The organism is Paenibacillus lautus NBRC 15380 (assembly GCF_004000945.1).
GTDB classification, from domain to species: domain Bacteria; phylum Bacillota; class Bacilli; order Paenibacillales; family Paenibacillaceae; genus Paenibacillus_AQ; species Paenibacillus_AQ lautus.
Genome location: NZ_BIMF01000005.1, coordinates 82630 through 94605, shown reverse-complemented (window position 1 = coordinate 94605; position 11976 = coordinate 82630). Strand labels below are relative to the sequence as shown.

13 protein-coding genes are annotated in these 11976 nt (G+C 48.0%); 12 read left to right on the top strand and 1 reads right to left on the bottom strand.

All coding sequences use genetic code 11. The features are described 5' to 3' along the window. The first annotated feature begins 130 nt into the window (after window positions 1-130). From PLA01S_RS11595 to PLA01S_RS11560, 9 genes are all read left to right on the top strand, one after another. Complete coding sequence (locus tag PLA01S_RS11595) at window positions 131-886, top strand: DUF2087 domain-containing protein (protein WP_127592364.1); 756 nt, start codon at window positions 131-133, stop codon at window positions 884-886. Between the two features lie 27 nt (window positions 887-913). Beyond that, the gene (locus PLA01S_RS11590) at window positions 914-1267 is read left to right on the top strand and encodes a GIY-YIG nuclease family protein (RefSeq protein ID WP_100537905.1); all 354 of its coding nucleotides are present in this window, start codon (window positions 914-916) and stop codon (window positions 1265-1267) included. Between the two features lie 150 nt (window positions 1268-1417). After that, on the top strand, window positions 1418-2266 hold the full coding sequence (locus PLA01S_RS11585; RefSeq protein ID WP_100537904.1) for a DegV family protein: 849 nt from the start codon (window positions 1418-1420) through the stop codon (window positions 2264-2266). Between the two features lie 123 nt (window positions 2267-2389). After that, window positions 2390-2545, top strand: coding sequence for a hypothetical protein (locus tag PLA01S_RS31935; protein WP_164817406.1), 156 nt, complete (start codon window positions 2390-2392; stop codon window positions 2543-2545). 149 nt (window positions 2546-2694) lie between these two features. Further along, complete coding sequence (nagZ, locus tag PLA01S_RS11580; RefSeq protein WP_127592363.1) at window positions 2695-4038, top strand: beta-N-acetylhexosaminidase; 1344 nt, start codon at window positions 2695-2697, stop codon at window positions 4036-4038. Window positions 4039-4295: 257 nt separating this feature from the next. Then, complete coding sequence (gene rpoD / locus PLA01S_RS11575) at window positions 4296-5246, top strand: RNA polymerase sigma factor RpoD (protein ID WP_076322045.1); 951 nt, start codon at window positions 4296-4298, stop codon at window positions 5244-5246. 202 nt (window positions 5247-5448) lie between these two features. Continuing rightward, window positions 5449-6471 (top strand): UDP-N-acetylmuramate dehydrogenase, encoded by a 1023-nt coding sequence (locus PLA01S_RS11570; RefSeq protein ID WP_127592362.1) that lies wholly within the window; start codon window positions 5449-5451, stop codon window positions 6469-6471. A 125-nt stretch (window positions 6472-6596) separates the two neighbouring features. After that, entirely contained in the window at window positions 6597-7526 is a 930-nt protein-coding gene (locus tag PLA01S_RS11565; RefSeq protein WP_127592361.1) for a manganese-dependent inorganic pyrophosphatase, read from the top strand. 334 nt (window positions 7527-7860) lie between these two features. Next, window positions 7861-8376 carry a hypothetical protein gene (locus tag PLA01S_RS11560; protein WP_127592360.1) on the top strand — a complete coding sequence of 172 codons (516 nt, stop codon included), beginning with the start codon at window positions 7861-7863 and terminating at the stop codon, window positions 8374-8376. Between the two features lie 225 nt (window positions 8377-8601). Here the strand turns inward: PLA01S_RS11560 and PLA01S_RS11555 are convergent, their stop codons facing one another. Then, a complete protein-coding gene (locus PLA01S_RS11555; protein WP_127592359.1) occupies window positions 8602-9327 on the bottom strand; it encodes a DUF1707 domain-containing protein in 726 nt (241 codons plus the stop codon). 283 nt (window positions 9328-9610) lie between these two features. Between PLA01S_RS11555 and PLA01S_RS11550 the strand changes: the two genes are divergently transcribed. The 3 genes from PLA01S_RS11550 to PLA01S_RS11540 all read left to right on the top strand — a co-directional run bounded on the left by PLA01S_RS11550 (window position 9611) and on the right by PLA01S_RS11540 (window position 11955). Continuing rightward, window positions 9611-10378: an amino acid ABC transporter substrate-binding protein gene (locus PLA01S_RS11550; protein WP_127592358.1), complete on the top strand. Its 768-nt coding sequence runs from the start codon at window positions 9611-9613 to the stop codon at window positions 10376-10378. A gap of 155 nt (window positions 10379-10533) precedes the next feature. Then, window positions 10534-11193: an amino acid ABC transporter permease gene (locus PLA01S_RS11545; RefSeq protein WP_113058793.1), complete on the top strand. Its 660-nt coding sequence runs from the start codon at window positions 10534-10536 to the stop codon at window positions 11191-11193. Between the two features lie 15 nt (window positions 11194-11208). Further along, window positions 11209-11955 carry an amino acid ABC transporter ATP-binding protein gene (locus PLA01S_RS11540; protein ID WP_127592357.1) on the top strand — a complete coding sequence of 249 codons (747 nt, stop codon included), beginning with the start codon at window positions 11209-11211 and terminating at the stop codon, window positions 11953-11955. The last annotated feature ends 21 nt before the right edge of the window (window positions 11956-11976 follow it).

Below are 11976 nucleotides of genomic sequence, written 5' to 3'. Positions count from 1 at the left end.
CAACCTCTATTCTAGCAGGTTCCACAGAAGGGAGGAAGAAATATTATATCGAAGTGGAGCACGATTGACATGTTATAGACAAAAATATAAAATGTCTATATAAATAACTAATTGAAAAGTGGTGTTTGCATTGGATCCGAACGAGCGTTTCTGGAATGCTTCTATAGATGAACTTAAACAAGGCTATATCGATGAAGGCCCCGTGTGGGTATGCCTCCTGTGCGGCAAGACGATCGAGAAAGGGATCATCTACCCGGACCAAGATGTGTTATATGAGTCAGAACGATACATGATTGTTCATATCCGCCGGGAGCATGGTTCGGTGTTTCAGTATCTGTCGGGGCTCGATAAGAAGCTGACTGGACTGACCGAGCATCAGAATCGGTTGCTGCAGCTCTTCTATCAAGGCATGAACGATAAAGAGGTTCAACAGGAGCTCGGCATAGGCAGCGCATCGACGATTCGCAATCACCGGTTTGCCTTGAAGGAGAAGGAAAGACAGTCCAAGGTGCTGCTGACTTTAATGGAGCTGCTGAAGGAAAAGGATGACCACGCACCGGCATTTGTTGAGATTCCCAAGCAGGCCAAGATGGTGGATGAGCGCTACAATGTTACGGAAGAAGAAAGGCGAGCAATCCTGGCCAAGGTATTTCCCGAAGGGACCGATGGTCCGCTGAAGACATTTAAGCTCAAGGAGAAGCAGAAATACGTCGTTTTGCGAGAAATCGCGGCTCGTTTTAGACCGGGTGTCAAGTATACAGAACAAGAAATCAACGATACGATCGGGAGGGACCATCCCGATTATGTGACGATTCGCCGATATTTGATTGAATATGGTTTTTTGGATCGCAAGGACGATGGAAGCCAGTACTGGTTAACGACTTAAACGCTAAGATTAGGAGGATTTAACGCCATGAATCGCAGACAGGAATTAAATCAAATGTATAAGGAAATCAAGATTGAAGCAGGCGTGTATCAAATTCGAAACACAAAGAACGGCAAAGTATTTGTTGCCGGAACGAATAACTTGAAGACCATGAACGGCAAACGATTCGAGCTGCAGATGGGAACAAGCTACAATAAGACGCTCCAGCGGGAATGGAATGAGTATGGCGAGGATGCGTTTGTCTTTGAGATTCTAGAGACCATGGAGCCGAAGCAAGATCCGTTCTATGATCTGAAGGATGCGGTCAGCAAACGGGAAGCCTATTGGATTGAACAGCTGGAACCTTTTGGAGAGAAGGGGTATAACGCAGAGAGAAAATAAGGCTTTTGTGTGGCGAACCTATGTGTAGGATATGAAATCACGTTCCTTTCGTTTGCAAAGCGCTGTAAGGGTAAGATATGATGAATTTAGCGGCTTAAATCGCTTCCTTTCCTACTTTTTACTACACGAAAGCGAGACGTGAACACGATAATGAGATCCATAGCATGGGTAACCGACAGCACGAGTACGATCGATCCTGAATTCGCCAAGGAAAATCATATTTATATTGTACCTTTGAGGTTGATACTTGGACAGGAGGCGTACAGGGAAGGAATTGACATTTCGGCAGAGGCCTTTTATGAAAGAATGAAAGATGAACCGAAAGTCAGCAGTTCACAGCCTCCGATCGGTGAATTCATCGAATTATATGAATCCCTGAAAGTGAAGTATGATGATATTATCGCCATTCACTGTTCATCCGAGCTCAGTGGAACATTGAATTCTTCTATGCAGGCGGCAGAGATTGCCGAGGTACCCGTGGTTGGCATCGATTCTCAAGCGGGAGCGTTTCCGGTACGCGAAATGATCATGTCCGGGATACACTGGCATAGCCAAGGGGATACCGTGCAGATAATAAAAGATAAAATCCAGTCCATGGTGCAAAACATGTCGTTCTACCTTATTCCAGCAAGCCTGCACCGGCTTCACAGCAGCGGCCGGGTATCCGGCACCCAGCTTCTTCTCAGCAACCTGCTCCGCATTCATCTGCTGCTGCGTTTTGATGAAGGCAAGGTCATTGTGGAAGAGAAGATCCGGACGTTCAAGAAGGCCAAGCAGAGAATGCTGGAACTTATGAAACTGGATTTACAGAAAATTAAAAAGGTCTGCATCATGCACGCAAACAACGTAGAAGTTGCCGAAGAAATCCAGAAGGAGATCAGCGGGGCCCACCCGGCGTTAAAAACCGAAATCATGACTTTTATTCCTGTTGCGGGCATTCATGCCGGCGAAGGGACCATTGCTATGTCGTGGATTAAATATCATCCTGCTTATTCCTAGTTATAGTACAGATCCTGCCTGCAGATACTATCTGCAGGCTTTTGCTTGTTTATCGATTCTATACGACCTTGGATGGTTGTATATGTAGTAGGAGATGATTCCAAGGAAAGGAAGGATGCTAACATGAAGGTGATTATCACGCAAGCTGAGGCGATGCAAAAGAATATATGGGATGATATTATGCTGATGTTCGGAAGAACGGATGAGGATGAAGTGTGGGAGACGGAGCAGTTTATATTAACAGAGGAGCAAGCCCGTAAGCTCGGATTGCTTAAATAGGCGAGCAAGGGCCGCTGTCGATGCGGCTATTGCTTCTTCTTGGCCGGGCAGCTTCAGCTGGTTTGGGCTGTAAGGAAATCATGTTATGATGGAAGGACTCTGTGGAACAGAGGACGAATATAGTAGTGTGAATTTGAAGGAAGGTGACAATGCTGAAGCGTACGACAAAATGGATGTGCTTAACGATGTTGGTTGTCATCTTGCTGTTGGCTGTGGCAGGTTGTCGGGACGGAGCCGAACCGGGCAACCCCGGAGATAACGGATCAGGAGCTTCGCCGCCCGGGCAAGTGCAGGAGCCGCAGACTCCATCTCCAGAAGATGAAGACGGGACACCGCCTCCATCAGGCAGCACGGACAACGAAGGCGAGGAAGGGAATCTGCCTGAGAACGAGACGGATGATGCGGTAGCCGAGCTTTTGAATAGCATGACCGTCAAGGAGAAGATCGGACAACTGGTGCTGGTTGGAATCGAAGGGACTGCCCTGGATGATACCTCGCGCAGATTGCTGGAGGATTACCATGTCGGCGGATTTATCTTTTTTAAGGATAATATCGAGAGCGTCCAGCAGTCAGTAAAGCTGTTCAACGATCTGAAGGAAGCGAATGAAGCGAATCCGGTGCCCCTGTGGCTGAGTATAGACGAGGAGGGCGGACGGGTTACGCGTTTTCCCGATGAGTATGTGAAGCTGCCGTCAAGCGGCAAAGTCGGAAGCAAGGGGGATCTTGCGCTGACGAAGCGTGTTGGCGGTCTTATCGCGCAGAAGGTAGCGGGACTCGGGCTCAACATGGTATTCGCCCCGGTGCTGGACATTAATAGCAACCCGAACAATCCGGTCATCGGCGATCGATCCTTTGGCAATACAGCAGAAACCGTAAGCGCGCAGGGGATTGCCTCCATGAAGGGGATACAGGAGCATGGCGTCGTACCTGTAGTGAAGCATTTTCCAGGGCATGGCGATACTTCGGTCGATTCCCATCTCGGTCTGCCCGTTGTTAATCATGATCTGAAGCGTCTGCATGAATTGGAGCTGGTACCGTTTCAACAAGCGATTGATGAAGGGGCCGATGTGGTTATGGTTGCGCATCTGCTGATGAAGAGCATCGATCCGGATACGCCATCCTCCTATTCGAAACCCGTGATAAATGATTTGTTAAGGGAAGATATGGGGTTTAAGGGTGTCGTTATCACGGATGATATGACAATGGGGGCTATTTCCGGCAGTACGGACGTAGGAGAGGCTTCCGTGAAGTCCGTTGTCGCAGGGAGCAACATGATTCTGATCGGACATGAATATGCATTGGAGGAAGCCGTCATTCAGGCATTGACCGAGGCTGCCCATAGCGGCGTGATCCCGGAAGAGATGCTGAATGACCGGGTGAGGGCAACGCTTGAACTCAAGCACAAATATCAGCTGAGCGATGAGCCCGTGAAGGCTCCCGATGTGAAACCGCTGAATCAGAACACGAAAGCTGTACTAGATCAGCTTAAATAAACGTAGCATATATATTGTAAGAGGATGGACTTGTACTTGTTCGCGAAGAGGCAATGACTAGTTCCCTAAGGCAGATTTGGAACATAAAAAACCCGGTCTCAGGGTGAGATCGGGTGAAATGAACTAGAATATATTAGAAGTTGATATAGTGTGAAAAATATGCTAGAATGAAGGATAAATAACTATTGGCTTAATGTCATAATAACCTAATGCTAGATTAGCATGAAAATATGGGATTGTCAACAGGGGGGCATAGAATGGAGAACCGTCAAAGTGCGGATTTTGCATTGGAACGAGAGGTTACGGATACAGAGAAAGCGGCTAATTCTCCGACAGAGGATTTTTCGGTTCATGACGATCTCTCACTTCCACCAGGCATCAAGATTAGCGATCCGGTTCGCATGTACCTGAAAGAAATCGGTCGTGTTCCCCTCCTTACAGCCGATGAAGAAGTGGAACTGTCCAAACGAATAGAGGAGGGAGATGAAGAAGCGAAACGCCGTTTGGCCGAAGCGAATCTTCGTCTCGTTGTAAGTATAGCAAGACGCTATGCTGGTCGGGGAATGCAGTTCCTTGATCTGATACAGGAAGGCAATATGGGCCTGATCAAAGCGGTGGAGAAGTTCGACTACTCCAAAGGCTTTAAGTTTAGTACGTATGCCACTTGGTGGATTCGTCAGGCGATAACCCGCTCGATCGCTGACCAAGCAAGAACCATCCGGATCCCGGTGCATATGGTAGAGACGATTAATAAGCTCGTCCGTGTCTCCAGGCAGCTCCTTCAGGAGCTGGGGCGCGAACCGACACCGGAAGAAATCGGTAAAGAGATGGATATCACGCCGGAAAAAGTACGTGAGATCCAGAAGGTATCCCAAGAACCTGTGTCCCTAGAAACGCCGGTCGGCGAGGAAAGCGACTCCAACCTGGGTGATTTCATTGAGGATCAGGACGCATTGGCACCGGCAGATGCCGCGGCGTTTGAGCTGCTGAAGGAACAGCTGGAGGAAGTGCTCGATACGCTCACCGAGCGTGAAGAGAATGTGCTCCGGCTGCGCTTTGGACTTGAGGATGGACGGACCCGAACTCTGGAGGAAGTAGGGCAGGTGTTCGGCGTTACGCGTGAACGTATTCGGCAGATTGAGGCGAAGGCGCTTCGTAAATTGCGTCATCCGAGCCGCAGCAAACGTCTCAAGGATTTCCTTGAATAAATCCTGGGCACGAATAAAGTGATTATGAATGAATCCCTTGGTTACGGTCTACGGGCTGTAATCCAGGGATTTTTTGCTATTTAGCCAGGATTCCGCCCCAGATTGACACCACCTAAGCAGTTGGATCATAATGATGTAACATCCCCACATTTAGTAAGGATTGTTATGCCTAATGTGAAGAATAGGGAGTGACATGTCTACGATGACTTTACATACATCTGCTATCGACCGATTGTGCAAGCGCAATGTGGAGCTGTCTGCTTTTTCGACGTATGGGATCGGCGGTTCAGCCAATTATCTGGCCATGCCTGAAACGGCAAATGATCTGGCGGATCTCCTGCAGGACTGCAGGAAACGCGGGATGCCATGGTACATCTTTGGAATGGGCTCCAATATCCTGTTCCCGGATGAACCGAAGCATGATCTGGTGTTTATATCGCTCAAAAACCTGGTAGAGCTGCGGGTGTCGGGAGATAAATGGTACGTTTCATCCGGCGCGCCGATGTCTTTGCTGTCCTTAATGGGTTTAATGGGCGGAACGGATTTGCTCGACTTTACTTTTTTGCTGCCTGGATGCGTAGGGGCCGGCATCTATATGAACGCCAAATATAATGCGCGCCAAATCTGCGATATTCTGGATACCGTTTATTATATTGATACGATGGATTCGAGCTTAAAGGTACAGTCCATTACCGTGGCGGACTGTTTATTTGCATACAAGCAATCCATCTTCCAGCAGCACCCTTGGATCATCGTAGGGGCCGATCTCAATATTCCGGTCAGCTCGGAGGAGCAGATCAGCATGACGTCCGAGCTGCTTACGGAGTGGAAAACTCGCGGCAGCCATCCATCATCATTGCCGTCCTTTTTCTCATTCTTCCTGGGTGAGGTACACGCGTTGGCAGGAAGGGGAATTGAGACGCCGCAGTCGATGCTTGATATCATCAAGTACCGGACGAGTAAACGCCATTTCGATTACCCGTCCTGCGGTTCCGTATTCAAAAATAATTATGATTATGGGGTAGCCGTCGGCTCGCTTGTGGATCAGCTGAATATGAAAGGAACCGAATATGGCGGCGCGATCATCTCTCCGCATCACGGTAACATGATTCTGAACCAGAAGCATGCCAAAGCAACGGACATCCTGTACTTGATGAATCTGATCTCGGAGTCGATTAACAACCATTTTGGATTCGTTCCGGAACCGGAAATTGTACTGGTATAACACAGCCAGAAAATAATCTCTGTAAAGGAATTGGAATAAGTAGAATTTAACGATATAATCAGATAGGTGATCATCTGTTTATCGATATAAACGATGAAATTCTTGTTGCGAGAGGGGCATTACACATGGCTAAAACATTAATTTTTGGACACAAAAATCCGGATACGGACACGATCTGCTCTGCTATTGCTTATGCTGATTTGAAGAACCAGCTCGGCCTTTCCGCCGAGCCTGTACGTCTTGGAGACGTTAACGGTGAAACGCAATATGCGCTCGATTACTTTAAGGTAGAAGCACCTCGTTTCGTTGAGACGGTTGCAAACGAAGCGCAAGACGTTATTCTTGTGGACCATAACGAGCGTCAGCAAAGCGCAAGCGACATTGATCAGGTTCGCGTGATTGAGGTTATCGACCATCACCGCATCGCGAATTTTGAGACAAGCCATCCGTTATACTACCGTGCTGAGCCTGTCGGCTGCACAGCTACCATTCTGAACAAGATCTACAAGGAAAAAGGTGTGGCCGTTCGTAAAGAAATTGCTGGCCTGATGCTGTCCGCCATCATCTCGGACTCCCTGTTGTTCAAATCCCCAACCTGCACGGACGAAGATATCGCAGCAGCTCGCGAGCTGGCTGAGATCGCTGGCGTGGATGCGGACAGGTATGGATTGGAGATGCTCAAGGCAGGTGCCGATCTGAGCGACAAAACCATCGCACAATTGATCTCACTGGACGCCAAGGAATTCCAAATGGGCGGAGCCAAAGTGGAAATCGCCCAGGTTAACGCGGTCGATACCAATGATGTATTGTCCCGTCAAGCCGAACTCGAAGATGCGATTCAAGCGATTATCGCCGACAAAAATCTTGACCTGTTCGTTTTCGTTGTGACGGATATCCTGAACAACGATTCGATCGCTCTTGCACTCGGTAAAGAGTCCAAAGCTATTGAGAAAGCATATAATGTGTCTCTGTCAGAGAACAAGGCCCTTCTTAAAGGTGTGGTTTCCCGCAAATCGCAGATCGTTCCTGTTCTGACCGAAGCATTCAATCAATAATATAGGGTGAGTATCAACAAGCCTGCCATCGACTGAGGAATCAGCGGGGTGGGCTTGTTTTTATATTATGGGTGTTTCCTGGTTCATCCATAACAGAAGATCCTTCCTCGTTCCCATTTTTAAGCGCTTACCAAGATTGAAATATTGTAATGAATTTACATCGAATTGACATCCTTTTTACCAAGTGGGCTCTTATAATAAAGATATAAATGATAAAATACATATACGTTTCAAATATCCAGGAATTGGGTTAATAATGTTTAATGTACAATGTCGAGTTGGGTTCACGAGCTGAATCTATTCAATAGAAGGATGAAGAGGGAGCGATGAGAAGATGAAGAAGTCGGCTTGGAAATTGGGAGCAATGATGCTGCTGGTACTGATCATGATGACAACCGTTGGCGTAGCCTCAGGCAACAATTATGAGCCGGTTCCGAAAGCTTCGAATCAGGAAGCTGTCTATATTAACGGGCTTGAGATTAGAGACGGCAAAGTCTATCTGCAAGTCGATCCGATTGAATGGTACGAGGGAGAAGAAGCGAATCAGGTGTTCCGCGAACGGGAGCAGGACCCTGAGATGACGGAGGCTCCGGACGGCTATTATATCGTAAACGATACGGAAGAACAGATTAAACTTCCTGTGGCAGACGATGCAGAAGTGCTGCTTCAGTTGTACGATCATACCGGACGGTATGAGGATGCTCAAATTTCCTGGAATCAGATGGTAAGCCTGGACAAATTCACGAACATCTACAAAAAGGATGATATCGTAGACATGAAATGGTTTCCGTTTCATATCACCGTTGAAGATGGCGTCGTTGTGAAGATGATCCAACAATACGTGCCTTAATATGGATGATAAATAGAATAGAATGATAAAGAGCCGCTTCCCATTGGTTATTCCTAACCGATGGAGCGGCTCTTGTGTTAAGAGATAAGAAAGTATAAACATCCGAGGCTTAGCATCCTTATCTCGCAAGAAAAACTTCCGCTAAATGCGGTCTGTCTACTGAGAAAGTACGTCGATAGACGTTTTCTTATCGAATGGCAAAAGGGTCAAGCGCAAGCGGGAACTTTACCGGCTGTGTTTCATCGGTTTGAGTTTACCATTCACCACATCGCTGACAAATGGAGCAATTTTGGATTTGCGCTCCTCGTATTCTTCCTTCGTCAGCCTGCCTTCGGTCAACTTCTGATCCAGGCGCTTCGTGAGTGCCTCGACTTGTTGATCAATAACGGCCTGGACGGGCACGCCTTGCTCCTTCGCGATCTGAGCCAGTGATTTTCCGGATTGGAGCGACTGCTTGAGTGCTTCCGGCGTCGTCTTCAGAAGCTTGGCCAGTTCGGCGCTATCCGAGATCAGCCGGCCATGACGCTGGTGCATCCGCTGCTGATGCCAACCGCCTTTGGCGTCAAGCAGCTTGTCAGCCGCAGCGGAGTAATCGATGGATTTGCCCAGCTGCTTCGGATGCGAGGAGATTTTATCCTTCAACAGCTCAACGATCTTGGCTTTCATAGCATCTCTAGATATACCTTGTTCCTTGGCGATCTCCGCGAGCGTCGAGGTTTTGAGTTTATCTCGAAGAACTTGCGGTTCCAGCTTCAGAAATTCGGAGATTGCCTTGAACATATGACCGGGTTTATGTTGCCCGCGTTCGTCTTTGGAAGAAGGAACAGCCGGTGATTCGGTTTGCTGTCCGATCGGTTCCGCTGAGACCGAGACGGGAAGATAAGCAAGGCCCATGACTACAGCGATGGTGACAAGCACCAGCCGCTTCACTGACTTCAAGTGGGTTGTCATTGTTGTTTACCGCCTTTCTAGATGTTGGTCTTACAGTCCTTCATTCTTTCCCGCTAAACTGAAATCATCCTTAAAATAACCTTAAAATAGGATGAAAATACATAAATTTCATATCGGGTGGTGAAAATTGACCATTCTATGAAACTATCGACTCTTCTCTGCTAATATGGTATCATGGAGTCTTGATAACGTACTAAAGTGAAAAAGCAGTTTTTGCATCTGATGCGAATTCCTTTGCATCCAGAATATAGCTGCGTTTAATGTCTACGAGGGGGATTTTTTGGTGAAAAAGATAGCATCAGTATTAGCAGGCTTCATGCTTTTATTAACCGTAGTCGGCTGTTCAAGCTCAGCAAGCGGTGGCAATGAGCTGGTTGTCGGGATCGATGACAAGTTTGCGCCCATGGGCTTTCGTGACGAGAGCAATGAAATTGTCGGCTTTGATATCGATTATGCCCGTGCAGCAGCTGAGAAGATGGGCAAGGAAGTCAAGTTCCAGCCTATTGACTGGAAATCGAAGGAGTCCGAACTTAGCAGCGGCCGCATTGACTTGATATGGAACGGCTATACCATCACCGATGAGCGCAAGGAGAAAGTGTTGTTCACCAAGCCTTATCTGGAGAATAGCCAGGTCGTCGCTGTGCTGGCTGATTCGGATATAACTTCGATCAGCGATTTGGCAGGCAAAGAGATCGGATTGCAGTCGCTGTCCTCGGCTGCCGATGCGTTAAGCGCCAACGAGATTCACACGCAAGTGAAGAAGATCAACGAATTCCCTGACAATATGCTGGCTCTGAGCGATTTGAAGAATGGGCGCGTAGAGGCTGTGGTCATAGACGAAGTCGTGATGAAATACTTCATGTCCAAGGAAGAGGGAATATATAAGATTCTCGAGGAATCACTGGCACCGGAGCAGTATGGGATCGGGGTTAAAAAAGGCAACGAGGAGCTGCTTCAAAGCCTGCAAAAAGCACTGGACGAAATGAATGCCGATGGCACGGCAGCCAAGATTTCCGAGAAATGGTTTGGCGAAAACAAAGTGTTGAAGTAAAACGCTTCATAAGGATGGTTATTCATCCTTCCATAGGTATTCCAAGAAACCGGACTTTGACCAAAGGCTCCGGTTTTGTGTTCCCCATGGGTCTACGATATTTTTGAAGAACTTCAAGCATCTCAAGAAGTTTTTCCATTAGGAGTTAAGCGTATATGAGTATGGATTACATTGTTCAAATCGGCAAACCGATGCTGGAGGGCGCACAGACAACGATACTGTTGTTTTTAATTGCTATCCTGGTCTCCATCCCGCTCGGGTTTGTGTTCACCTTAATGGTTCGAAGCGCAATTAAGCCGCTGGCTTGGTTGGCCAATGCCTATATTTATGTGTTTCGTGGTACCCCGCTGCTGCTGCAGCTGTTGTTCTTTTGTTTCGGGCTGCCGGTGCTGCCCGTGATTGGAGAGTATCTCGTTCTGGATCGTTTTGTAGCCGCATGTTTGGCATTTGTGCTAAACTACGCCGCTTATTTTGCGGAAATCTTCCGGGGAGGCCTTTTGGCGATTGACAAGGGTCAATATGAAGCGTCCAAGGTGCTGGGCCTGAACCGCTGGCAAACGACCACGAAAGTGATTCTGCCCCAAATGTTTCGCGTAGCCCTGCCGGCGGTATCCAACGAATCCATTACACTGGTAAAAGATACGGCGCTGCTGTATGCCGTAGCGGTTCCGGAGTTGCTGCACTTCGCCTATACGGCGGTCAATCGCGATGTCACGATTATGCCGTTTTTCATTGCAGGTGTAATATACCTGCTAATGACGCTAGTGTTAACCATGTTGTTTAAGTTTCTGGAACGCCGATTTAAATATGAATAGAAGGACTGTCGTGTAATGGCAATTATCGAAGTAACCCATGTAAAAAAATCCTTCGGCCAGCTGGACGTGCTGAAGGACGTCAGCTTTGAAATTCAGAAGAATGAAGTGATTGCCGTCATCGGACCTTCCGGTTCGGGTAAGAGCACCATGCTCCGGAGCCTGGTGCATCTGGAGGGGATTAATGGCGGATCGATCAAGCTGCAGGATCAATATCTCGTGAAGGATGGCGTGTATGCCAGCCCGCCGGGGATCAAAGCGATCACATCCCGGATGGGCATGGTATTCCAGCATTTCAACCTGTTTCCTCATCTCACGGTACAGGAGAATCTGGGACTGGCACCTAAACATGTAAAGAAACAATCAAAGGAAGAAGTTAGGTTAAACAGCGCCTCTCTACTAAAGAAGGTCGGTTTATCTGATAAAGCAGATGTATACCCCGGGAATCTGTCTGGCGGACAGAAGCAGCGTGTGGCCATTGCGAGAGCTCTGATGATGAATCCGGACATCATGCTGTTTGACGAACCGACATCGGCGCTGGATCCCGAGCTGACCGGCGAGGTGCTGGCGGTTATCAAGCAGCTGGCCGAGGAGCATATGACGATGGTGATCGTTACGCATGAGATGAGTTTTGCCAAAGAAGTGGCGGACCGAATTATCTTCATGGATAACGGACAGGTCGTCGAATCCGGCACGCCGGATCAAATATTTAACCAACCGAAGGCAGAGCGGACCCGGGAATTTTTAATCCGGGCGACGCGTTGAAGAGAGACTGGCTCAAAGCCC

Excerpts from the sequence above, each read along its gene's own strand:
- PLA01S_RS11590 (WP_100537905.1), top strand. The coding sequence starts at position 914 with ATGAATCGCAGACAGGAATTAAATCAAATGTATAAGGAAATCAAGATT.
- PLA01S_RS11585 (WP_100537904.1), top strand. The coding sequence starts at position 1,418 with ATGAGATCCATAGCATGGGTAACCGACAGCACGAGTACGATCGATCCT.
- PLA01S_RS31935 (WP_164817406.1), top strand. The coding sequence starts at position 2,390 with ATGAAGGTGATTATCACGCAAGCTGAGGCGATGCAAAAGAATATATGG.
- nagZ (WP_127592363.1), top strand. The coding sequence starts at position 2,695 with ATGCTGAAGCGTACGACAAAATGGATGTGCTTAACGATGTTGGTTGTC.
- rpoD (WP_076322045.1), top strand. The coding sequence starts at position 4,296 with ATGGAGAACCGTCAAAGTGCGGATTTTGCATTGGAACGAGAGGTTACG.
- PLA01S_RS11570 (WP_127592362.1), top strand. The coding sequence starts at position 5,449 with ATGACTTTACATACATCTGCTATCGACCGATTGTGCAAGCGCAATGTG.
- PLA01S_RS11565 (WP_127592361.1), top strand. The coding sequence starts at position 6,597 with ATGGCTAAAACATTAATTTTTGGACACAAAAATCCGGATACGGACACG.
- PLA01S_RS11560 (WP_127592360.1), top strand. The coding sequence starts at position 7,861 with ATGAAGAAGTCGGCTTGGAAATTGGGAGCAATGATGCTGCTGGTACTG.
- PLA01S_RS11555 (WP_127592359.1), bottom strand. The coding sequence starts at position 9,327 with ATGACAACCCACTTGAAGTCAGTGAAGCGGCTGGTGCTTGTCACCATC.
- PLA01S_RS11545 (WP_113058793.1), top strand. The coding sequence starts at position 10,534 with ATGAGTATGGATTACATTGTTCAAATCGGCAAACCGATGCTGGAGGGC.
- PLA01S_RS11540 (WP_127592357.1), top strand. The coding sequence starts at position 11,209 with ATGGCAATTATCGAAGTAACCCATGTAAAAAAATCCTTCGGCCAGCTG.